The sequence below is a fragment of the Streptomyces sp. R818 genome, from assembly GCF_056172735.1.
In genome coordinates, this window is record NZ_JAOCNE010000003.1 from 1,220,235 (window position 1) to 1,240,867 (window position 20,633).

Below are 20,633 nucleotides of genomic sequence, written 5' to 3' on the forward strand. Positions count from 1 at the left end.
CTACAATTCCCCCTCCTGTTCTTCGTCCCTGTCCCCACGGGCGGCTTGGCCCGTCCTCAAGAGAGAGTGTGAGAGTGCTCGTACTCGTCGCTCCCGGCCAAGGCGCTCAGACGCCCGGCTTCCTGACTCCCTGGCTCGACCTCCCCGGCGCGTCGGACCGCATCGCCGCGTGGTCCGACGCCATCGGACTCGACCTTGCCCACTACGGCACGCAGGCCGACGCGGAGGCGATCCGTGACACGGCCGTGGCCCAGCCGCTCCTTGTCGCGGCCGGGCTGCTGTCCGCATCCGCGCTCGGCGACGTCACGCCCGGCGCGGTGGCGGGGCACAGTGTCGGTGAGATCACCGCGGCCGCGTTCGCGGGCGTGCTCGACGACGCGGCGGCTCTGCGGCTCGTGCGCCGTCGTGGTCTGGCCATGGCCGAGGCCGCGGCGGTCACGGAGACCGGCATGGCGGCGCTGCTCGGCGGCGACCCCGAGACCACCGTGGCGCACCTGGAGAAGCTGGGCCTGACCCCGGCGAACGTGAACGGCGCGGGCCAGATCGTGGCCGCCGGCACGCTCGAGGAGCTGGCCGCGCTCGAGGCGGACAAGCCCGAGGGCGTGCGGCGCGTGGTGCCGCTGAAGGTGGCGGGCGCGTTCCACACCCGGCACATGGCCCCCGCGGTGGCGAAGCTGGAGGAGGCCGCGAAGGAGCTGGCTCCGGCCGACCCCACGGTCCCGTACGTCTCGAACAAGGACGGCAAGACGGTCGCGACGGGCGGCGAGGTGCTCTCGCGCCTGGTCGGTCAGGTCGCGAACCCGGTCCGCTGGGACCTGTGCATGGAGACGTTCAAGGAGCTGGGCGTGAGCGCGCTGATCGAGGTCTGCCCCGGCGGCACCCTGACCGGCCTCGCCAAGCGGGCCCTGCCCGGCGTCAAGACCCTCGCCCTGAAGACCCCCGACGACCTCGACGCAGCCCGCGCCCTGATCGCCGAAGCCGAAGCCGCTCAAGCCACGGCCTGACAAGGAGATCCGAGCAGCATGTCGAAGATCAAGCCCAGCAAGGGTGCCCCGTACGCGCGCATCCTCGGTGTCGGTGGCTACCGGCCGACGCGGGTCGTGCCGAACGAGGTGATCCTCGAGAAGATCGACTCGTCCGACGAGTGGATCCGTTCGCGCTCCGGCATCTCCACCCGCCACTGGGCGAACGACGAAGAGACCGTCGCGATGATGTCCATCGAGGCGTCCGGCAAGGCCGTCGCCGACGCGGGCATCCGGCCCGAGCAGATCGGCGCCGTGGTCGTGTCGACCGTCTCGCACTTCGCGCAGACGCCGGCCATCGCGACGGAGATCGCGGACAAGCTGGGCACGCAGAAGGCGGCGGCGTTCGACATCTCCGCCGGCTGCGCCGGGTTCGGCTACGGACTGACCCTGGCCAAGGGCATGATCATCGAGGGCAGCGCCGATTATGTGCTGGTCATCGGCGTGGAGCGGCTCTCGGACCTGACCGACCTCGAGGACCGCGCGACGGCCTTCCTGTTCGGTGACGGCGCGGGCGCGGTGATCGTCGGCCCGTCCCAGGAGCCCGCGATCGGCCCCACCGTGTGGGGTTCCGAGGGCGACAAGGCCGGGACGATCAAGCAGACCGTGTCGTGGGACAAGCTGCACGGCGGCGACGTCACCCAGCTGCCGCTGGACTCCGCGGGCAAGGTCAAGTTCCCCGCGATCACGCAGGAGGGCCAGGCGGTCTTCCGCTGGGCCGTGTTCGAGATGGCGAAGGTCGCTCAGCAGGCGCTGGACGCGGCCGGGATCAGCCCGGACGACCTGGATGTCTTCATTCCGCACCAGGCCAACGAGCGGATCATCGACTCGATGGTGAAGACCCTGAAACTGCCGGAGCACGTCACGGTCGCCCGCGACGTGCGCACGACCGGCAACACGTCGGCCGCCTCGATTCCGCTCGCGATGGAGCGGCTCCTGGCGACCGGTGAGGCGAAGAGCGGCGACACCGCGCTCGTCATCGGCTTCGGGGCGGGTCTCGTGTACGCCGCGACGGTCGTTACCCTCCCCTAGGCATCCCCGTCCGGATCACCTGGTCCGGACGGTCGTCAACCTGCCGCTGACGCGGCGGGCGCCACACCCTCTGGATACACACCGAAGGAGCGCCACAATGGCCGCCACTCAGGAAGAGATCGTCGCCGGTCTCGCCGAGATCGTGAACGAGATCGCCGGGATCCCCGTTGAGGACGTCCAGCTGGACAAGTCCTTCACCGATGACCTGGACGTCGACTCGCTGTCCATGGTCGAGGTCGTCGTCGCCGCCGAAGAGCGCTTCGACGTCAAGATCCCGGACGACGACGTCAAGAACCTCAAGACCGTCGGCGACGCCACGAAGTACATCCTCGAGCACCAGGCCGCCTGAGCCACAAGCATCAGGCCGTAGGTCAGTCGCTCCGCCACCCGGCGGTGGCGCCGCTGAATCCCTCGCATCCGTTGGAGAAAGAATTCCTGTGAGCTCGACCAATCGCACCGTGGTCGTCACCGGTATCGGCGCAACCTCACCGCTGGGTGGCGACGCGACAACCACCTGGGAGGGCCTGGTCGCCGGACGTTCCGGTGTCAAGCCCCTGGAGCAGGAGTGGGCCGCCGAGCAGGCGGTCCGCATCGCGGCCACCGCCGCCGTGGACCCGAGCGAGGTCATCCCTCGCCCGCAGGCCCGCAAGCTGGACCGGTCCGCGCAGTTCGCCCTGATCGCCGCCAAGGAGGCCTGGGCCGACGCGGGCTTCACCGGCAAGGCCGGTGAGGACACGTCCGTCGAGCCCGAGCGGCTCGGCGCGGTCATCGCCTCCGGCATCGGCGGCGTCACGACGCTGCTCGACCAGTACGACGTGCTGAAGGAGAAGGGCGTCCGCCGCGTCTCCCCGCACACCGTGCCGATGCTGATGCCCAACGGCCCGTCCGCCAACGTGGGTCTGGCGGTGAACGCCCGGGCGGGCGTGCACACCCCGGTCTCCGCGTGCGCGTCCGGCGCCGAGGCCATCGGCTACGGCATCGAGATGATCCGCACGGGCCGCGCCGACGTCGTCGTCTGCGGTGGCACCGAGGCGGCCATCCACCCGCTGCCCATCGCCGCGTTCGGCAACATGATGGCGATGTCCAAGAACAACGACGACCCGCAGGGTGCCTCGCGCCCCTACGACACCGCGCGGGACGGCTTCGTCCTCGGTGAGGGCGCGGGCGTGATCGTCCTGGAGTCAGCCGAGCACGCCGCCGCGCGCGGTGCCCGCGTCTACGCGGAGGCCGTCGGCCAGGGCATCTCCGCCGACAGCCACGACATCGTGCAGCCGGAGCCGGAGGGCCGCGGCATCGCGCAGGCCCTGCGCAACCTGCTGGAGAACACCGACCTGGACCCGGCCGAGATCGTGCACGTGAACGCGCACGCCACCTCGACCCCCGCCGGTGACGTGGCCGAGCTGAAGGCGCTGCGCAATGTGTTCGGTGACGACGCCGACCACTTCGCCGTCTCCGCGACGAAGTCGATGACCGGGCATCTGCTCGGTGGCGCCGGTGGCGTCGAGACCGTGGCGTCCGTCCTCGCCCTGTACCACCGGGTGGCTCCGCCGACGATCAACGTGGAGAACCTGGACCCCGAGGCCGAGGCCGCCGCGGACATCGTCCGCGGTGAGGCGCGCAAGCTGCCCGTCGAGGGCCGCATCGCCGCGCTGAACGACTCGTTCGGCTTCGGCGGGCACAACGTGGTGCTGGCGTTCCGCACGATCTGAGACACGTCGTACCTGCCGAGAAGCTGAGACACGGCGTACCTGCTGAGAAGCAGACACACGACATACTTGCTGAGAAGCAGACACACGGCGTACCTGCTGAGAAGCAGCAGTGGGCCCGCCCGGGAATTCCCGGGCGGGCCCGCTGCGCATCCAGCCGGGGAAAGGCTCAGACCACCTGGTGGAGCCAGCGGACCGGGGCGCCCTCCCCGGCGTAGCGGAACGGCTCCAGTTCGTCGTCCCAGGGCTTGCCGAGGAGCTTGTTGACCTCGGTCTCCAGGTTCGTCTCGCCGTCGATGGAGCGGGCCAGCGCGGCGCGCAGCCGGTCCTCGGGGATGAGGATGTCGCCGTGGATACCGGTGACGGCGTGGAAGATGCCGAGTTCGGGGGTGGCGCTGTAGCGCTCGCCCTCGGCGTTGGCACAGGGTTCGGCCGTCACCTCGAAGCGGAGGAGCTGCCAGCCGCGCAGCGCGGAGGCGAGCTTCGCGGCCGTGCCCGCCTCGCCGCGCCAGGAGAACTCGGATCTCCAGGTGCCAGGCGCCGCGGGCTGCCTGATCCAGTCGAGGCTGACGCGCGCGCCGAGTACGCCCGCGACCGCCCATTCGACGTGCGGGCACAGCGCGCGCGGCGCGGAGTGCACGTACAGAACTCCACGTGTCGTCACCGGACCTCCAGTGTGGGTCGAGGTTCGCCTTCCCCAGCGGCCTCGCGCCCGTGCCGAGCCTTCTTCCCTTCTCGCCCGGACCAACGAGCCCAGACAAAAAGGGACACATCTGACGTGTTGTAATTTAGCGGAACCGGTACAGCGGGGTGTCACCGGGTCGACCGGGGACCCCGGGGCGAGGCTATCGCGCAGTGCTCCAAGGAGTGTGTCGTACTGTCGGTCCCGGGGCGTACAAACGCCGACCTTTCACCCGGCGGGGCGCAACCCCGGCCCCGCGTACGGTCGGCGAGGGAGCGACGGAGGGGCCACGGGATGCGTAAGCGAGATCACCGGTCGACGGCCGTGCGCAGGGCCGTCGCCGCCGTGTCGGCGACCCTGCTCGGCGTCTCCGCGCTCACCGCGTGTGACGCCACCGGTGGCAACTCCCCGGGGCCCGGCGGGTCCACGGCCGCCGGGAAGCCGTCGCCGTCGCCGACGCCCGCGTGGGACACGAGCCCGCGCTCCCTCGCCGCGGTCGGGGACTCGATCACGCGCGGCTTCGACGCCTGCTCGGTGCTCTCCGACTGCCCGGAGGTGTCGTGGGCCACGGGCACGGACGCGCAGGTCAAGAGCTTGGCGGTACGGCTGCTCGGCAAGAGCCGCGCCACGACGCACAGTTGGAACTACGCGCGGACCGGGGCGCGGATGGCCGACCTGCCCGCACAGATGGACCGGGCCGGCGCGGAGCGGCCCGGCCTGGTGACGGTGATGGTCGGCGCGAACGACGCGTGCCGCCCGACGGCCGGCGCGATGACGCCGGTGGCCGACTTCCGGGCCGACTTCGAGGAGTCGCTGCGGCAGTTGCGGCGCACGGCCCCCAAGGCGCAGGTGTACGTGCTGAGCGTGCCGGATCTGAAGCGGCTCTGGTCGCAGGGGCGGACGAACCCGCTGGGCAAGCAGGTGTGGAAGCTGGGCATCTGCGCGTCGATGCTGGCGGATCCGGACTCCATGGACGCCGCGGCGACGGCCCGGCGTGACGAGGTGCAGCAGCGCGTGGAGGCGTACAACAAGGTCCTGGAGGACGTGTGCGCGAAGGACCGGCGGTGCCGCTCCGACGGTGGCGCGGTCTTCGGGTACCGGTTCGACGGGGACCAGTTGAGCCGGTGGGACTGGTTCCACCCCAGCAAGAACGGGCAGGCGCGGCTCGCGGCGCTCGCGTACCGCGGGGTGACCGCCGCTGAATGAACCGCCGGTGACCACCGCCTGATGAGCGATGAGACGGATCGGCAGGGCGTTCGGCAGGGCGTAGGGTCTCGATCATGCGCAGCGAACTCTTCGACGCCCTTCCCGACGGCACCGACGTCCACCGCTGGATCCTGGAACGGGACGGGGTGCGGGTACGCGTCCTGACGTACGGGGGCATCCTGCAGTCGGTCGAGGCGCCCGACCGTGAGGGGGCGCGGACGTCCGTCTCCCTCGGTTTCGACGATCTGGCCGGCTATCTGGCGCACCCGGAGCCGTACTTGGGCGCCCTGGTCGGCCGGTACGCGAACCGGATCGCGGGCGGCCGGTTCGAGCTGGACGGGCAGGTGCATCAGCTGGCGCAGAACAACGGGCCGAACTCCCTGCACGGCGGCGAGCTCGGTTTCGACAAGCGAGTGTGGGACGCGGAGCCGGTCGGGGAGCACACGCTGCGGCTCACACGTGTGTCCGCCGACGGTGAGGAAGGTTTCCCCGGCCGGCTGGAGATCACGGCGACGTACGCGCTGGAGGAGGGCGGGGTGCTGCGCCTGTCGTACGAGGCGGTGACCGACGCGCCGACCGTCGTGAACCTGACGAACCACACCTACTGGAACCTGGGCGGGGCGGCGTCCGGCACCGCGGTCGGCGGCCATGAGCTGCGGATCGCCGCCGGGCAGGTGACCGCCGTGGACGCCGGCCTGATCCCCGCCGGGGCGCCGCAGGACGTCGACGGCACGCGGTTCGACTTCCGGGAGAGCCGGAAGGTCGGCGCCGGGTACGACCACAACTACGTGCTCGACAAGGGCGTGACCGGGGCCGCCGAGGAGATCGCGGAGCTGCACGACCCCGCGTCCGGCCGCGTCCTGACCATCGCGACGACCGAGCCGGGCATCCAGCTCTACACCTCGGACGGGTTCGACGACAGCCTGCCGTTCGCGCCCGGCGACGGCATCGCCCTGGAGACGCAGCACTTCCCGGACTCGCCGAACCGGCCCGACTTCCCGTCCACCGTGCTGCGTCCGGGCGAGGTGTACCGGTCGCAGACGGTGTACGGGTTCGGGGTCCGGCCCTGACGCGCGGCCCGGGTCCGGCCTGACGCACAGCCCGGGTCCGGCCCGGCACACAGCCAGTGCCCGACCCGACACGCAGCCCCGGCAAGAACCGGTTCTACGCCACGATCGTCTCGCTCACGCGGCCGTCCGTGAGCGAGCGGCCGGCCGTCAGCTCGTACCGGCCCGTCCGGTGGGCCCACGCGTCCGCGTCCTCGTCCCAGATCTCGAAGGCGCGGCGCGGGAGTTCCACGACGGCCTCGACGGTCTCGCCGGGGGCGGCCGTGACGCTCGCGAAGCCGACCAGCCAGCGCGCGGGACGGTTCGGATCGGGCTTGCCCGGGGCCAGGTAGAGCTGGACGACCTCGCGGCCGGGCCGGGGGCCGCTGTTGCGGACCCGGACCGTGGCCGTGGTGCCGGTGACGTCGAGCGACTCGTACGTCCAGTCGGTGTAGCCGAGGCCGTGGCCGAACGGGTACGAGGGCGTGGCGCCCGCCTTGTCCCAGGCGCGGTAGCCGATGAAGACGCCCTCGGAGTAGTCGAGTCGGCCGTCCGTCGGCTGCACCTGAGTGACCGGGGCGGCGTCGAGCGAACCCCACGTCGTGGGGAGTCGGCCGCCGGGCTCCTCCAGGCCGAGGAGCACGTCGGCGAGGGCGTCGCCGCCCTCCTGGCCGGGGAACCAGCTCAGCAGGACAGCCGCCACGTCCTCGCGCCACGGCAGCTCCACCGGGGAGCCGGAGTTGACGACCACGACGGTGTTCGGGTTGGCGGCGGCGACCGCGCGCACGAGGTCGTCCTGGCGGCCGGGCAGCCGCAGGTCGGCGCGGTCGAAGCCCTCGGACTCGACGCGTTCGGTGGTGGCGACCACGACGACGGCGACCTCGGCGTCCCGCGCGGCCTCGACCGCCTCCGCGATCAGGGCGTCCGCGTCGCGCCGGGGTTCGAGGTGGGTGAGGCTGAAGATCACGGCGGGCAGCGGCATGGCGAAGGACTTGTCGAGCGGGTGCAGCAGCGACACCTCGACCGGCTCGCCCTCGGTGAGCGCGACCTTGCCGCGCTCAAGGGGGGCGCCGAAGAACGCCTCGAAGGGGTCGGTCTCGTCGCCCATGGCCTGGACGCCGTCGTAGAGGACGGTGCCGTCGACGGTGAGGGTGAACGCGCCGAGGCCGCGGGTGCCGAAGGCGTGGTCGCCGCTGACGCGCGGGGTGAACGTGCCCTTGATCTCGATGCTGTGCAGCGCCTCGTGGGTGACGCCCGCGGGCAGGTCGTCGCCCATCCACTGGAGCTGGCCGCTGGGCAGCGAGCCCTCGCCGATGACGGTGCCGTCGGCGTCGCGGCAGACGGCGCGCAGCTCGAACCCCTTGTCGGCGGCGGCGAGTTCGTCGCTCGGGTCGGCGCCGACGGTGTAGGTGAGGGAGTCCACCGCGGCGCCGAGGCCGCCGAGCGGGGAGACGATGTGGTCGGGGAAGACGGTGGCGGAGCCGCCGCCGAGGACGCGGGCGTCGCGCGCTGCGGCGCCGATGAGCGCGATCTTCGCGTCGCGGCGCAGCGGCAGGACATCGTTCGTATTGCGTACGAGGACGAAGGCGCGGCGGGCGAGTTCCCGGGCCAGAGCGACGCCGTCGATCTCCCCCGGCACTTCGGTCACGGCCGGTTCGGCGCCGTCGAGGGCGCCGACGCGGGCGGCGAGGCGGAGCACGCGCCGCACGGCGTCGTCGACCTCGGACTCCTCGGCCTCCCCCGCGCGTACGGCGGCGGCGAGCGCGGGCCCGTACACGGTCTGCGGGCCCGGCATGGCGACGTCGAGGCCGCCCTTGAGGGCGCCGGTGGTGGAGCGGGCGGCCATCCAGTCGGAGACGTTGAAGCCGTCGAAGGACCATGCGCCGCGCAGGACCTCGTTCACGAGGTGGCGGTGCTCGGTCATCGTCGTGCCGTTGACCGTGTTGTAGGCGGTCATGATGCCCCACGGGCGGGCGCCCGCGACGATCGTCTCGAAGGGCGCCAGGTACAGCTCGCGCAGGGCGCGCATGGAGACGCGGTTGTCGACGGTGAAGCGGTCGGTCTCGGCGTCGTTGGCGACGAAGTGCTTGACCGTGGTGCCGACACCGCCGGACTGGACGCCCTGTACGTAGCCGGTCCCGATGGCGCCGGTGAGCAGCGGGTCCTCGCTGTACGCCTCGAAGTGCCGGCCGCCGAGCGGTGAACGGTGCAGGTTGACGGTCGGGGCGAGCAGGACGTGGACGCCCTTGCGGCGGGCCTCCTGCGCGAGCAGCGCGCCTGCCCGGCGGGCGAGCGCGGGGTCCCAGGTGGCGGCGAGCGCGGTCGGGGACGGCAGGGCGATCGACGGGTCGTCGGCGGTCCAGCGCACGCCGCGCACGCCGATCGGGCCGTCCGACATGACCAGGGAGGCGAGGCCGATCTCGGGGAGCGCGGGCAGCGACCACATGTCCTGCCCGGCGAGCAGCAGCGCCTTGGCGTCGAGGCCGAGCTTGCCGAGCGCGGCCTCGACCACCGCCTCGCGCGCCTCGGCCGCCTTGTCGTCACCGGTGAAACCGTCTGCCTGGGTGGCCATGCCGGCCCTCCTCATCGAGATCGCGGCCAGCGCGCGCATCGCGTACGTGGCGTGGTGCGTACGTGGCGTAGTGCGTACGTGGCGTAGTGCGTACGTGCCTGTACCTGTGCCTGAGCGCTTTCCATCCTGCACCCGGACACCGCGGCGAGGAGCGGCGGGCCGGGATCCTGGGAGCCGCCCTGGAGCGGCTGCTCGGCGCAACCGGCCCCGCACCTCAGAACTGAGCCCGCGCCCCCGGATACTGCAGCCACCGCACGGCCAGCGCCTTGCTGACCGCGCACACCGCCGCGAACACGGCCGCCCAGACGTACGCACCGGAGAGCGCCAGCGCCGCGACGCCCGCCCCGAACCACACCGTCTCGAAGACGACCCGCCCCGCCCCGCGCACCCCGTACCGGGCCTTCGGCGAGCCGAACAGGGCCCACGCCGTGATCATCACCGCGAGGCCGAGGACCCCGTAGAGCCAGGCGAGCGGCGCGGCCACGTCGCGGGTGAAGCCGTAGGCGCCGACGGCACCCAGGGCCACGAGCTCCACGGCGAAGAGGACGGCGGCGTTGACGATCTTCATGCGGTCGCCCCGCGCGGGGTCTCGTCCGCCGGGCCGGTACCGGACGCCGGGCCGGTGTCGAACGCCGCGCCGGTGCCGGACGCCGGGCCGGTGCCGGAGGCCGCGTCGCCGCCGCCCGCCACCGGAAGCGGCCCGTCGGCGTCGGAGCCGTCGTCGGAGCCGTCGTCGGGGGCCTGCGCGGGCTCGCCCCGGAGGTCACGCGCCATCAAGGTGGCTCCGGCGACCGCCCCCGGCATCAGGAACACCGCCACCACCGGCACCAGGAACGCCACCGCGAGCGGCGCCCCGAACCCCCACGCGAGCCCCTTCCTGGAGCGCAGCAACGCCAGCCGCTCCCGGAGCTCGACGCCCCGGCGCTGCAGCGCGACCCCCGTCAGCTCCTCGGTGAGGAAGAAGCCCGTGACGAGGAAGCCGAGGACCGGGATGACCGTCTGGCCGACGAAGGGGAGGAAGCCGAGCGCGAAGAGCAGGATGCCCCACAGGGCGGCGCGGACGAGGACGCGGAGGCTGTCGCGGGCGGAGATCCACAGTTCGCGCCAGAGCGGGAGCCCGGACTCCGGGGCGTGGCCGCCCTCGGCGAGGTCGACCTGCTCGGAGAGGGACTCGTAGAACGGCTGGCCGATCAGGAGCGTGACCGCGGTGAAGGTCAGCACGGCGAGGAGCAGGGCCAGGGCGAAGAGGACGGCCGTCAGCAGGCCGCGGAAGACGCCGCGCCAGGGGGACGACCAGTCGTCCGCGAACGGTGTCGACCAGCCGACGAAGTCCTGGCCCCAGACGGCGAGGCAGACCAGCGCCGCCGCGTACAGGACGAGGGTGATGAGGCCGGGCAGCAGGCTCCAGCCGTACTTCTTGCCGTGCCGGGCAACCCAGCGCTGCCCTTTCAACAAATAGCCGAAGCCCGCCCCGAGATCACGCATGGCGCAAACCTTACGGGACGGGCCCCGGCCACGAGGAAGGTCAGACCGAGAGCGTGACCGTGATGTTGCCGCGGGTCGCCTTGGAGTACGGGCACACCTGGTGGGCCTTCTCGACGAGCGACTGGGCGGTGGCCGCGTCCGCGTTCGGGATGGCGGCCGAGATGTCGACGATGAGGCCGAAGCCGTCGTCGTTCTTGCCGATGCCGACCTTCGCGGTGACGGTCGAGCCGGTGATGTCGATGCCCTCCTGGCGGGCGACGACGGCGAGGGCGCCCTGGAAGCAGGCGCTGTACCCGGCGGCGAAGAGCTGCTCCGGGTTGGTGCCGGCGCCGGAACCGCCCTGTTCCTTGGGCGGGTTGACGACGACGTCGAGCTTGCCGTCGTCCGTCGAGACGCGGCCGTCGCGGCCGTTCTCGGCGGTGGCTACGGCGGTGTAGACGACGTCGGACTGCGTGATGGCCATGGCTCGTACTCCCTCATTCGTTTCCGGCTAGCGGAGTTTTAGATCCGCAGGACGGAAACAGGCTAGCGGATGACGAAAACTGGACCCGCGCCGGAGGTCAGAGCTTCACGACCATCTTTCCGGTGTTGTCGCCGCGCAGGACGCCGAGGAACGCCTCCAGGTTGTTCTCGATGCCCTCGACGACCGTCTCGCGGTACTTCAGCTCGCCCGAGCGGACCCAGGCGCCGACCTCCTGCACGAACTGCGGCTGCAGGTCGTAGTGGTCGCCGACGAGGAAGCCCTCGATGCGGCCGCGGGTCTGGATGAGGCGCGAGAGGTTGCGCGGGCCCGGGGCCGGCTCGGTGTTGTTGTAGACGGAGATCGCGCCGCAGATGGCGATGCGGCCGTCGCGGTTGAGGCGGGCGATGGCGGCCTCCAGGTGGTCGCCGCCGACGTTGTCGAAGTACGTGTCGATGCCGTCCGGGGCCGCCTCCTTCAGCAGCTCGTGGACGTTGCCCGACTTGTAGTTGAACGCGGCGTCGAAGCCGTACTCGTCGAGGAGCAGCTTGACCTTCTCGTCGGAGCCGGCCGAGCCGATGACGCGCGAGGCGCCCTTGAGCTTGGCGATCTGGCCGACCTGGCCGCCGACCGCGCCCGCGGCACCGGAGACGAAGACACTGTCGCCCTCCTTGAAGGAGAGGGTGCGCAGCAGCCCCGCGTACGCCGTCAGGCCCGTCATGCCGAGCACACCGAGGTACGTGGACAGCGGCGCGGCGTCCGGGTCGACCTTCACGGCCTGCTTGGCGTCGAAGGTCGCGTACTCGCGCCAGCCGAAGAAGTGCAGCACGTGGTCGCCGACCGAGACGCCCTCGTCGTTGGAGGCGATGACCTCGCCGACGGCACCGGCCTGCATGGGCTTGCCCAGCTCGTACGGGGCCACGTACGACTTCGCGGCGCTCATGCGGCCGCGCATGTACGGGTCGACGGAGACGTAGAGGTTCTTGACGAGGACCTGGCCGGCCCCGGGCTCGGAGACGGGGGCCTCGCGCAGCTCGAAGTCGCTCGGCTCGGGCCAGCCGACGGGGCGGCTGAGCAGGACCCATTCGCGGCCGGTGGCGGGGATCTGGGGGGTGTCGGCGGACATGCGGTGATCCTTACGTGGCTAGCGGTTCGCGTGCATCGGAAAAACTACTTCAGCACATGAAACAACCATGCTTCTGAATATTTCACTATGTCAAGCAACTGGGTACCCTGGACCCATGACCGCCACCCGTCCGCACCGTTCCGCCGATCCGCTCACCCTTGAGGTGGTGGAGCTGATCGGCGCCGTCGTCGCGCGCTACCACCAGGAGTACGAGGACGCGGCCGCCCGGCACGGGCTGACCGGGGCACAGGCACGGGTGCTCAGTCTGCTGGCGCTCGAACCTCTTCCGATGCGGCAGATCGCGCACCGCCTGAAGTGCGAGCCGTCGAACATCACCGGGATCGTGGACCGCCTCGAGACGCGGGAGCTGGTGGAGCGGCGCCCGTCGCCCGGCGACCGGCGCGTGAAGGTGGCCGCGCCCACCGAGGAGGGCGCGCGGGTGGCGCGGAGCCTGCGGGAGTCGCTCGATTTCGCACGGGAGCCGCTGGCCCGGCTCGACCGGGACCAGCGGCTCGCGCTGCGGGACATGCTGAGGACGATGATCGGGGCGGAGCAGCCGCCCGCCTCCGACTGAGGCTCCGGGACTTCCAGAACGGGCTGGGTCCCCTAGGAAGTGTCGTCAAATTCCCGTCTGCCCCGCGACGCCTGGCACGCTCCCCCAGCCTTCGGCCGGGGGGGACCCCCACTCGCCGCACCGGGCACAAGGCCAAGTACGTCCAGTACGAGGCCTTGCACCCGGCACGCCGAGAGCACGCACCAGACGCCGCGGGGCCGCCCTCCGGGCGACGACGGGAATTTGACGACAGGCCCTAGGTGCACCACCACAGAAAGCGGTCGCACTCCTTCGTCGGCGTCGGTTCGGGCGTCGGGGACGCCGAGGTCGGGCGCGGATCCGCGCTGGTCGAGGGCGCGCCGGACGGGGTGTCGGCGGGTGAACCCGCGCTGTCCGAGGGCGAGTTGCCGGGCGTGCCGTCCGCCTCGTCCCCCTGCTCCGACGCCGAGCCGCCGCTCTCCTTCACGTTCGGCGAGGCGGACGCTGCCACGGACCCGGACGGGGAACCGGACGCCGAGGCGGTCGCCGTGGCCGTCCCCGTCGCGCTCGGGGCCCCGGACGCGCCGGGAGAGGCGGCGGAGGCCGGTGCCGCCGCGTCGGCGGGCGGGGTCCCGTCCGCCGACGACGAGCCGTCCGCCTCCATGCCGGACGTGTCCGGCGCCGCCTGCGCGTCGCCCCCGCCCGAGGACTCCATGCCGAGTTCCGCGAGGCTGAGCCCGCCCGCCGCGAGCGCGATGCCCGCCGTGATCAGCAGGATGCGTCTGCGCCGTCTGCGGTGCGCCGCCCGCGTACGCGGGCGGCGTCTGCTGCGCGGCCCGGCGGGTGGACCGTCCTCCACCGGCGCCGATTCCTCCGCCCCCTCCTCGGCGGCGAGCGCTTCCGCGTAGGCGCGCACGGCATCGGCGGGGGTGCCGCACCCCGGGCAGGCGAGGGCTCCGTTGAGGTGCCTGCGGCACGGGTGGCAGTAGTCCATGACGTAAGGAGGCTAGGCGCCCGGCAGGTGACGGAGAAGTCGGTGCTGTGAAACTTCTGTGCGAAACGGAGCGCCGCGCACCGCCGTGAAGCGCGGCGAACCTCTGCGCAGACCATTGACACCCCTGCACAGCCGTCTTTACTGTCACGCCAGCATTTCGAACGAGTGACGAAATATCGAACGGCAACAACTCGGCACAGGGGGCAATCGCCTTGCGCATCACGGGAATCAGCACGCATGTGGTCGGGACGCCCTGGCGGAACCTGACCTACGTCCAGGTGCACACCGACGAGGGGATCACCGGCGTCGGCGAGACCCGCATGCTCGGCCACACCGACGCGCTCATCGGCTACTTGAACGAGGCGCTGGCCAACCACATTGTGGGGTCCGACCCGTTCGCCGTCGAGGACCTCGTACGGCGCATGAAGTACGGCGACTACGGGCGGGCCGGCGAGATCGTCATGTCCGGTATCGCCGTGGTCGAGATGGCCTGCTGGGACATCAAGGGCAAGGCGCTCGGCGTCCCGGTCTGGCAGCTCCTCGGCGGCAAGGTCACCGACAAGGTGAAGGCGTACGCCAACGGCTGGTACACCACCGAGCGGACCCCGGAGGCGTACCACAAGGCCGCACAGGCGGTGATGGAGCGCGGGTACAAGGCGCTGAAGATCGACCCGTTCGGCACCGGGCACTTCGAGCTGGACCACGAGCAGTCGCTGTACGCCGTCTCGTTGATCGAGGCCGTGCGGGACGCGATCGGGCCCGACGCCGAGCTGATGCTGGAGATGCACGGCCGGTTCTCCCCCGCGACGGCCGTCCGGCTCGCGCGCGACCTCGCCCCCTTCAAGCCCGCCTGGCTGGAGGAGCCGGTGCCGCCGGAGAACCTCAAGGCGCTGGAGAAGGTCGCCGCGAAGGTGGACATGCCGGTCGCGACCGGTGAGCGGATCCACGACCGGATCGAGTTCCGCGAGCTGTTCGAGAGCCAGGCCGTCGACATCATCCAGCCCGACGTCGGCCACATCGGCGGCATCTGGGAGACCCGCAAGCTCGCCGCCACCGCAGAGACCCACTACATGCTGGTCGCCCCGCACAACGTCGGCGGCCCGGTGCTGACGGCCGCCTCGCTCCAGGTCGGCTTCACCACCCCCAACTTCAAGATCCTGGAGCACTTCAACGACTTCGCGGACGCCGAGATCAAGAAGGTCGTCAAGGGCGCGCCGCAGGTCGTGGACGGGTACTTCGAGCTGTCGCACGAGCCAGGCCTCGGCGTGGAGCTGGACGTGGACGCCGCCGCCGAGTTCCCGCAGCAGCAGGCCCGCTTCGACCTGTGGGCCGAGGGCTGGGAGAAGCGCGCGCCGAAGGGGACCCAGTGAGCGGCGAAGGGGCCCCTGTGAGCGGTTCCGCCGTCGTCGTCGACGGGCCCGGCGCGCACCGGGTCGTGCCGCACGAGCCCGCGCCGCCCGGTCCGGGCGAGGCGCGCGTGCGGGTGCACGCGGTGGGGATCTGCGGCAGCGACCGCGAGGTCTACCAGGGCAACCGGCCCGAGGGGTACGTGCGTTACCCGCTCACCCCGGGTCACGAGTGGTCCGGGACCGTGGACGCCGTCGGCGCCGGGGTGCCGGACCAGCTCGTCGGCCGCAAGGTCGTCGGCGAGGGCTTCCGGAACTGCCAGGTGTGCGACCGGTGCCACGCGGGCGAGACGACGCTGTGCACCGCCGGGTACGAGGAGACGGGCTTCACGCAGGCCGGGGCGATGGCCGCCACCCTTGTCCTGCCCGCCCGGCTCCTGCACGTCCTGCCCGACGACGCGGACCTGAGCGGCGCCGCGCTGCTCGAACCGGCCGCGTGCATCGCCGCCGCCGCGCTCAAGGCCGAGGCGCAACCGGGTCAGCGGGTCGCGGTGGTCGGCACGGGCACGCTCGGGATGTTCGCCGTGCAGTTCCTCGCCGCGCACTCCCCGGCCGAGCTGCTCGTCGTCGGCTCGCGGGACGACCGGGAGGCCCTGTCGCGGCGGTTCGGGGCGACGGACTTCCGGCTGCGGACCGGACCCCTCCCCTCCGACATCGATGTCGTGATCGAGACCGCGGGCTCCGCCTCGGCCGCCCGGACCGCCGCCTCGCTGCTCCGGCGCGGCGGGCGCCTGGTCCTCACCGGCATCCCGGCGGCGGGCGCCGACGGGCTCGACCCCACGGATCTGGTCGTGCGCCAGCTGGAGGTGCGGACCGTGTTCGGGGCCGCGCCCGACGCCTGGGCGCACGCGGTGCGCGCGTTCGGGGCGGGGCTGCTCGATCCGCTGCCGCTGGTGACGCACGAGGTGGCCCTGGAGCGGTTCGCCGAGGCCATCGAGTGGGTCGGGTCCGGTGATCCCAAGGTCGGGAAGGTGCTGCTGCGGCCCTAGGGCCCGCCCCGCCCCGCTCACTCGCCAAGATTTCGGACAAGACCTAAGGACGAGCGTGACCGACTCACCCCGCCGCCCCGGCGAACCCGCCCTCTCCGCCCTCGGGCTCGGCGCTCCCGCGCCCGACCCGGCGGACGCCTCCCCGCACGCGTTCCCGGACGGCGGGACGTGGCGCGTGGAGATCCCCTCCGTCGAGGGCCCGGAGGCCGTCGGCGTCGTACTGAAGGAAGCCTCGCGGCTCGACGTCCCCATCCACCGGATCAGCCAGGGCAGCGGCGTCTGGATGCTGCGGGACACCGAGATCGTGGAGATGGTCGAGGCGACCGCCGAGCGCGACATCGAGCTGTGCCTGTTCACCGGGCCGCGCGGCACCTGGGACACCGGCGCCTCCGTGCGCACCGACTCGCGCGGCGCGGGGCTGCGGGCGCGCGGCCACGACGCCGTCGCCGGCTGCGTCGAGGACGCCGTACGGGCCACGGAGCTGGGCGTGAAGTGCCTGCTCGTCGCTGACGAGGGCGTGCTGTGGACGCTGCACCGGGCCCGCGACCAGGGCGTCATCCCCGCCGACACCACGCTCAAGGTCTCCGCGCTCATCGGCCCCGTGAACCCGGCCTCGTACGCCGTGTACGAGCGGCTCGGCGCCGACTCGCTGAACGTGCCGTCCGACCTGACGCTCGCGCACCTCACCGAGATCCGGCGGCTCTCGGCGGCGCCGATGGACATGTACGTAGAGGCGCCCGACGACCTCGGCGGCTACATCCGGATGTACGAGATCGCCGAACTGGTGCGCCGCGGAGCCCCGTTGTACCTGAAGTTCGGGCTGGCCAAGGCGCCCGCCATCTATCCGTACGGCACCCATCTGCGGGACGTCACGCTCGACACCGCCCGCGAGCGGGTGCGCCGGGGCCGGCTCGCCCTCGACCTGCTCGCGCGGCACGGCGCGGGCGGCGGGATGTCGCCGCTCGGCTCCCGGCTGCCGGGGACACTGCGGCGCTTCAGCACGGCCCAATAACGTTCTGGCCGCGCAACTTCACAGAACACGACAGAGCCGCGCACAATCCAACGCACTTCGGTTCTCGGTCAACCCCCGCACTCCATCCGGGACTTCGCACCTTCCGACCGGGCCCCGCACTCCACACATCAAGGATGATGACCATGCGAAACCGCCGCACCGCTGCAGCCGCGATAGCCGCGACCGTCTCCCTCGCGCTCACCCTGACCGCCTGCGGCCAGGACAGCGAGGGCGGCTCGGACGAGGGCAAGAAGAGCGCCGAGGGCTCCACGGTCGGCATCGCGATGCCGACGAAGTCCTCCGAGCGCTGGATCGCCGACGGCAACAACGTCGTGAAGTCCCTGAAGGACAAGGGCTACAAGACCCAGCTCGTCTTCGGCGAGGACGACCCGGACCAGCAGGTCTCGCAGATCGAGAACATGATCACGCAGGGCGTCTCCGCGCTGATCGTCGCCGCGATCGACAACAAGTCGCTCAGCTCGGTGCTCCAGCAGGCCGCCGACGCCGACATCCCGGTCATCGCCTACGACCGGCTCATCCTCGACACCAAGGACGTCAGCTACTACGCGACGTTCGACAACGAGAAGGTCGGCGAGCTGCAGGCCGGCTCCCTCGTCGACAAGCTCGGCCTCAAGAGCGGCAAGAAGGGCCCCTTCAACGTCGAGCTGTTCGCCGGCTCCAACGACGACAACAACACCAAGTACTTCTTCAACGGCGCGATGAGCGTGCTCCAGCCCTACATCGACAAGAAGCAGCTCGTCGTCAAGTCCGGCCAGACCAAGCTCAACCAGGTCACCACCCTGCGCTGGGACGGCGCCACCGCCCAGAAGCGCATGGACGACATCCTGACCTCGACGTACAAGGGCAGCACCCGCGTGGACGCGGTGCTCTCCCCGTACGACGGCATCTCCATCGGCATCCTGTCGGCGCTGAAGTCCGACGGTTACGGCTCCAAGTCCAAGCCGCTGCCCGCCGTCTCCGGCCAGGACGCCGAGGTCGCCTCGGTGAAGTCGATCATCGACGACCAGCAGTACTCGACCGTCTACAAGGACACCCGCCAGCTCGCCAAGGTCGCGGTGACCATGGTCGACGACGTGCTGCACGACAAGAAGCCCGCCGTGAACGACACCAAGACCTACGACAACGGCGCGAAGGTCGTCCCGTCGTACCTCCTGAAGCCGGTCCTGGTCACCAAGGACAACTACGAGAAGGAGCTCGTCGACAGCGGCTACTACTCCAAGTCCGACTTGGGCCAGTAAGAGTCTCTGTCCGAACCACTAGCTGAAGGGCACGACCATGGCGGGACCCGTCCTGGAAATGCGCTCGATCGTCAAGACCTTTCCCGGTGTGAAAGCGCTCTCGGACGTCAACCTGACGGTACGTCAGGGCGAGGTCCACGCCATCTGCGGGGAGAACGGCGCCGGCAAGTCCACTCTGATGAAGGTCCTCTCCGGCCTCCATCCGCACGGAAGCTACGAGGGGGACATCCTCTTCGAGGGGCAGCCCTGCCAGTTCAAGGACATCAACGCGTCCGAGAAGCGGGGCATCGTCATCATCCACCAGGAGCTGGCGCTCGTCCCCTACCTGTCGATCGCCGAGAACATGTTCCTCGGCAACGAGCACGCCACGCGCGGCTTCATCGACTGGCGGGAGACCCTGATGCACGCCACCCGGCAGCTGCGCCGGGTGGGCCTGGCCGAGAACCCCAACACCAAGATCAGCGACATCGGTGTCGGCAAGCAGCAGCTCGTGGAGATCGCCAAGGCGCTCGCCAAGGACGTGAAGCTGCTGATCCTGGACGAGCCGACCGCGTCGCTCAACGACGAGGACTCCGGCAAGCTCCTCGATCTGATCCTGGAGCTGAAGGATCAGGGCATCACCTCGATCATCATCTCCCACAAGCTGAACGAGATCCGCCGCGTCGCCGACTCGGTGACGATCCTGCGCGACGGCCGCACCATCGAGACCCTCGACGTGCACGCCCCGGAGACCACCGAGGACCGCATCATCTCCGGGATGGTCGGCCGCGACCTGGAGCACCGCTTCCCCGAGCGCACCCCGCACCACGCCGAGGAGGGCGCGGCACCGGCCCTGGAGATCCGCAACTGGACCGTGCACCACCCCCTGGACCGCGAACGCAAGGTCGTCGACGACGTCTCGCTGCACGTACGGCGTGGGGAGATCGTCGGCATCGCCGGGCTCATGGGCGCGGGCCGCACCGAACTCGCGATGAACGTCTTCGGGCGGACCTACGGCCGGTACGCGGCAGGGACCGTACTCAAGGACGGCAAGGAGATCCGTACGAAGTCGGTCGCGGAGGCCGTCCAGCACGGCATCGCCTACGCGACCGAGGACCGCAAGCACTACGGCCTCAACCTCCTCGACACCATCAACCGCAACATCTCCCTCGCGGCGCTCGGCAAGGTCGCCAAGCGCGGCGTGGTCGACGAGCACGGGGAGCGGCAGGTCGCCGAGGAGTACCGCAAGTCGATGAACATCAAGGCCCCGACGGTCTTCGAACCCGTGGGGAAGCTGTCGGGCGGCAACCAGCAGAAGGTCGTCCTCAGCAAGTGGATCTTCGCGGGCCCCGAGGTGCTCATCCTCGACGAGCCGACCCGCGGGATCGACGTGGGCGCCAAGTACGAGATCTACACGGTCATCGACAAGCTCGCGGCCGAGGGCAAGGCGGTGGTATTCATCTCCTCCGAACTGCCCGAACTGCTCGGCATGTGCGACCGCATCTACACGATGAGCGCGGGCCGGCTGACCGGTGAGGTCACCCGCGCGGAGGCGACGCAGGAGTCCCTGATGCGCCTGATGACCAAGGACAAGAACGGGACAGAAGAGGTAACGCGATGAGCACGGACGTGATGGACAAGTCCCCGGCCCCCGCGCCGCCGGGCAAGGACGGAGCCGCCGGCGAGGGCGGGCTGCTGCGTCTCGTGCTCGACGGGATGCGCCGCAACATGCGCCAGTACGGCATGCTGCTCGCGCTCGGCCTCCTCGTGGTCGTCTTCGCCATCTGGACCAACGGCGACCTGATCCTGCCGCGCAACGTCTCCAACCTGGTGCTGCAGAACAGCTACATCCTGATCCTCGCGATCGGCATGATGCTGGTCATCATCGCGGGCCACATCGACCTGTCCGTAGGATCCCTGACCGCCTTCGTCGGCTCGACGGCCGCCGTCCTCATGGTCAGCCACGACATGCCCTGGCCCCTCGCTGCGGTCATCTGCCTCGCGATGGGCGGCGCCGCCGGCTGCATACAGGGCTGGCTGATCGCCTACGGCGGCATACCGTCCTTCATCGTGACGCTCGCGGGCATGCTGGTGTGGCGCGGCCTCACGGAGATCCTGCTGAAGG

20 protein-coding genes are annotated in these 20,633 nt (G+C 71.1%); 13 read left to right on the forward strand and 7 right to left on the reverse strand.

What is annotated here, in order from left to right; translation table 11 throughout:
* The first annotated feature begins 74 nt into the window (after nucleotides 1-74).
* From N5I75_RS10705 to N5I75_RS10720, 4 genes are all read left to right on the forward strand, one after another.
* Nucleotides 75-1,004 carry an ACP S-malonyltransferase gene (locus tag N5I75_RS10705; RefSeq protein WP_476676468.1) on the forward strand — a complete coding sequence of 310 codons (930 nt, stop codon included), beginning with the start codon at nucleotides 75-77 and terminating at the stop codon, nucleotides 1,002-1,004.
* Nucleotides 1,005-1,022: 18 nt separating this feature from the next.
* The gene (locus tag N5I75_RS10710; RefSeq protein WP_476676469.1) at nucleotides 1,023-2,054 is read left to right on the forward strand and encodes a beta-ketoacyl-ACP synthase 3; all 1,032 of its coding nucleotides are present in this window, start codon (nucleotides 1,023-1,025) and stop codon (nucleotides 2,052-2,054) included.
* A gap of 97 nt (nucleotides 2,055-2,151) precedes the next feature.
* Nucleotides 2,152-2,403 (forward strand): acyl carrier protein, encoded by a 252-nt coding sequence (locus N5I75_RS10715; RefSeq protein WP_190139683.1) that lies wholly within the window; start codon nucleotides 2,152-2,154, stop codon nucleotides 2,401-2,403.
* Nucleotides 2,404-2,491: 88 nt separating this feature from the next.
* Entirely contained in the window at nucleotides 2,492-3,763 is a 1,272-nt protein-coding gene (locus N5I75_RS10720) for a beta-ketoacyl-[acyl-carrier-protein] synthase family protein (protein ID WP_476676470.1), read from the forward strand.
* Between the two features lie 166 nt (nucleotides 3,764-3,929).
* Here the strand turns inward: N5I75_RS10720 and N5I75_RS10725 are convergent, their stop codons facing one another.
* Nucleotides 3,930-4,424: a DUF3145 domain-containing protein gene (locus tag N5I75_RS10725; RefSeq protein WP_394434442.1), complete on the reverse strand. Its 495-nt coding sequence runs from the start codon at nucleotides 4,422-4,424 to the stop codon at nucleotides 3,930-3,932.
* 312 nt (nucleotides 4,425-4,736) lie between these two features.
* On the opposite strand from N5I75_RS10725, the gene N5I75_RS10730 reads away from it, so the two are divergent.
* Both N5I75_RS10730 and N5I75_RS10735 read left to right on the forward strand, forming a co-directional pair.
* The gene (locus N5I75_RS10730) at nucleotides 4,737-5,648 is read left to right on the forward strand and encodes an SGNH/GDSL hydrolase family protein (RefSeq protein ID WP_476676471.1); all 912 of its coding nucleotides are present in this window, start codon (nucleotides 4,737-4,739) and stop codon (nucleotides 5,646-5,648) included.
* 74 nt (nucleotides 5,649-5,722) lie between these two features.
* The gene (locus N5I75_RS10735; RefSeq protein WP_476676472.1) at nucleotides 5,723-6,718 is read left to right on the forward strand and encodes an aldose epimerase family protein; all 996 of its coding nucleotides are present in this window, start codon (nucleotides 5,723-5,725) and stop codon (nucleotides 6,716-6,718) included.
* A 94-nt stretch (nucleotides 6,719-6,812) separates the two neighbouring features.
* Here the strand turns inward: N5I75_RS10735 and N5I75_RS10740 are convergent, their stop codons facing one another.
* The 5 genes from N5I75_RS10740 to N5I75_RS10760 all read right to left on the reverse strand — a co-directional run bounded on the left by N5I75_RS10740 (nucleotide 6,813) and on the right by N5I75_RS10760 (nucleotide 12,337).
* Nucleotides 6,813-9,266 carry a beta-glucosidase gene (locus N5I75_RS10740; protein WP_476676473.1) on the reverse strand — a complete coding sequence of 818 codons (2,454 nt, stop codon included), beginning with the start codon at nucleotides 9,264-9,266 and terminating at the stop codon, nucleotides 6,813-6,815.
* Between the two features lie 214 nt (nucleotides 9,267-9,480).
* Nucleotides 9,481-9,834 carry a YrdB family protein gene (locus N5I75_RS10745; RefSeq protein WP_476676474.1) on the reverse strand — a complete coding sequence of 118 codons (354 nt, stop codon included), beginning with the start codon at nucleotides 9,832-9,834 and terminating at the stop codon, nucleotides 9,481-9,483.
* On the reverse strand, nucleotides 9,831-10,751 hold the full coding sequence (locus N5I75_RS10750; protein WP_476676475.1) for an EI24 domain-containing protein: 921 nt from the start codon (nucleotides 10,749-10,751) through the stop codon (nucleotides 9,831-9,833). Before N5I75_RS10750 ends, N5I75_RS10745 begins: the two co-directional genes overlap by 4 nt.
* 40 nt (nucleotides 10,752-10,791) lie before the next feature.
* Nucleotides 10,792-11,214, reverse strand: coding sequence for an organic hydroperoxide resistance protein (locus tag N5I75_RS10755; RefSeq protein WP_476676476.1), 423 nt, complete (start codon nucleotides 11,212-11,214; stop codon nucleotides 10,792-10,794).
* A gap of 97 nt (nucleotides 11,215-11,311) precedes the next feature.
* Complete coding sequence (locus N5I75_RS10760) at nucleotides 11,312-12,337, reverse strand: NADP-dependent oxidoreductase (protein WP_476676477.1); 1,026 nt, start codon at nucleotides 12,335-12,337, stop codon at nucleotides 11,312-11,314.
* 115 nt (nucleotides 12,338-12,452) lie between these two features.
* On the opposite strand from N5I75_RS10760, the gene N5I75_RS10765 reads away from it, so the two are divergent.
* Nucleotides 12,453-12,911 (forward strand): MarR family winged helix-turn-helix transcriptional regulator, encoded by a 459-nt coding sequence (locus N5I75_RS10765; protein WP_476676478.1) that lies wholly within the window; start codon nucleotides 12,453-12,455, stop codon nucleotides 12,909-12,911.
* Between the two features lie 235 nt (nucleotides 12,912-13,146).
* Here N5I75_RS10765 and N5I75_RS10770 read toward each other — a convergent pair whose 3' ends face one another.
* On the reverse strand, nucleotides 13,147-13,863 hold the full coding sequence (locus tag N5I75_RS10770; protein WP_476676479.1) for an SCO2400 family protein: 717 nt from the start codon (nucleotides 13,861-13,863) through the stop codon (nucleotides 13,147-13,149).
* A 212-nt stretch (nucleotides 13,864-14,075) separates the two neighbouring features.
* On the opposite strand from N5I75_RS10770, the gene N5I75_RS10775 reads away from it, so the two are divergent.
* The 6 genes from N5I75_RS10775 to N5I75_RS10800 form a co-directional block, all read left to right on the forward strand.
* Complete coding sequence (locus N5I75_RS10775; protein ID WP_476676480.1) at nucleotides 14,076-15,233, forward strand: mandelate racemase/muconate lactonizing enzyme family protein; 1,158 nt, start codon at nucleotides 14,076-14,078, stop codon at nucleotides 15,231-15,233.
* A gap of 17 nt (nucleotides 15,234-15,250) precedes the next feature.
* On the forward strand, nucleotides 15,251-16,258 hold the full coding sequence (locus N5I75_RS10780; RefSeq protein WP_476676481.1) for a zinc-dependent alcohol dehydrogenase: 1,008 nt from the start codon (nucleotides 15,251-15,253) through the stop codon (nucleotides 16,256-16,258).
* Nucleotides 16,259-16,313: 55 nt separating this feature from the next.
* On the forward strand, nucleotides 16,314-17,270 hold the full coding sequence (locus N5I75_RS10785; RefSeq protein ID WP_476676482.1) for a hypothetical protein: 957 nt from the start codon (nucleotides 16,314-16,316) through the stop codon (nucleotides 17,268-17,270).
* 143 nt (nucleotides 17,271-17,413) lie between these two features.
* Complete coding sequence (chvE, locus tag N5I75_RS10790) at nucleotides 17,414-18,529, forward strand: multiple monosaccharide ABC transporter substrate-binding protein (RefSeq protein WP_476676483.1); 1,116 nt, start codon at nucleotides 17,414-17,416, stop codon at nucleotides 18,527-18,529.
* Nucleotides 18,530-18,566: 37 nt separating this feature from the next.
* Nucleotides 18,567-20,129 carry a multiple monosaccharide ABC transporter ATP-binding protein gene (gene mmsA / locus N5I75_RS10795; protein WP_476676484.1) on the forward strand — a complete coding sequence of 521 codons (1,563 nt, stop codon included), beginning with the start codon at nucleotides 18,567-18,569 and terminating at the stop codon, nucleotides 20,127-20,129.
* Nucleotides 20,126-20,633, forward strand: a 508-nt coding sequence (locus N5I75_RS10800; protein ID WP_476676485.1) for an ABC transporter permease subunit, incomplete at its 3' end; no start/stop codon positions are given. The genes mmsA and N5I75_RS10800, both read left to right, overlap by 4 nt.

Bases quoted from the DNA above. Each gene is read 5' to 3' on its own strand.
- N5I75_RS10710 (WP_476676469.1), top strand. From the start codon at position 1,023: ATGTCGAAGATCAAGCCCAGCAAGGGTGCCCCGTACGCGCGCATCCTC.
- N5I75_RS10715 (WP_190139683.1), top strand. From the start codon at position 2,152: ATGGCCGCCACTCAGGAAGAGATCGTCGCCGGTCTCGCCGAGATCGTG.
- N5I75_RS10730 (WP_476676471.1), top strand. From the start codon at position 4,737: ATGCGTAAGCGAGATCACCGGTCGACGGCCGTGCGCAGGGCCGTCGCC.
- N5I75_RS10735 (WP_476676472.1), top strand. From the start codon at position 5,723: ATGCGCAGCGAACTCTTCGACGCCCTTCCCGACGGCACCGACGTCCAC.
- N5I75_RS10740 (WP_476676473.1), bottom strand. From the start codon at position 9,266: ATGGCCACCCAGGCAGACGGTTTCACCGGTGACGACAAGGCGGCCGAG.
- N5I75_RS10745 (WP_476676474.1), bottom strand. From the start codon at position 9,834: ATGAAGATCGTCAACGCCGCCGTCCTCTTCGCCGTGGAGCTCGTGGCC.
- N5I75_RS10750 (WP_476676475.1), bottom strand. From the start codon at position 10,751: ATGCGTGATCTCGGGGCGGGCTTCGGCTATTTGTTGAAAGGGCAGCGC.
- N5I75_RS10755 (WP_476676476.1), bottom strand. From the start codon at position 11,214: ATGGCCATCACGCAGTCCGACGTCGTCTACACCGCCGTAGCCACCGCC.
- N5I75_RS10760 (WP_476676477.1), bottom strand. From the start codon at position 12,337: ATGTCCGCCGACACCCCCCAGATCCCCGCCACCGGCCGCGAATGGGTC.
- N5I75_RS10765 (WP_476676478.1), top strand. From the start codon at position 12,453: ATGACCGCCACCCGTCCGCACCGTTCCGCCGATCCGCTCACCCTTGAG.
- N5I75_RS10770 (WP_476676479.1), bottom strand. From the start codon at position 13,863: ATGGACTACTGCCACCCGTGCCGCAGGCACCTCAACGGAGCCCTCGCC.
- chvE (WP_476676483.1), top strand. From the start codon at position 17,414: ATGCGAAACCGCCGCACCGCTGCAGCCGCGATAGCCGCGACCGTCTCC.
- mmsA (WP_476676484.1), top strand. From the start codon at position 18,567: ATGGCGGGACCCGTCCTGGAAATGCGCTCGATCGTCAAGACCTTTCCC.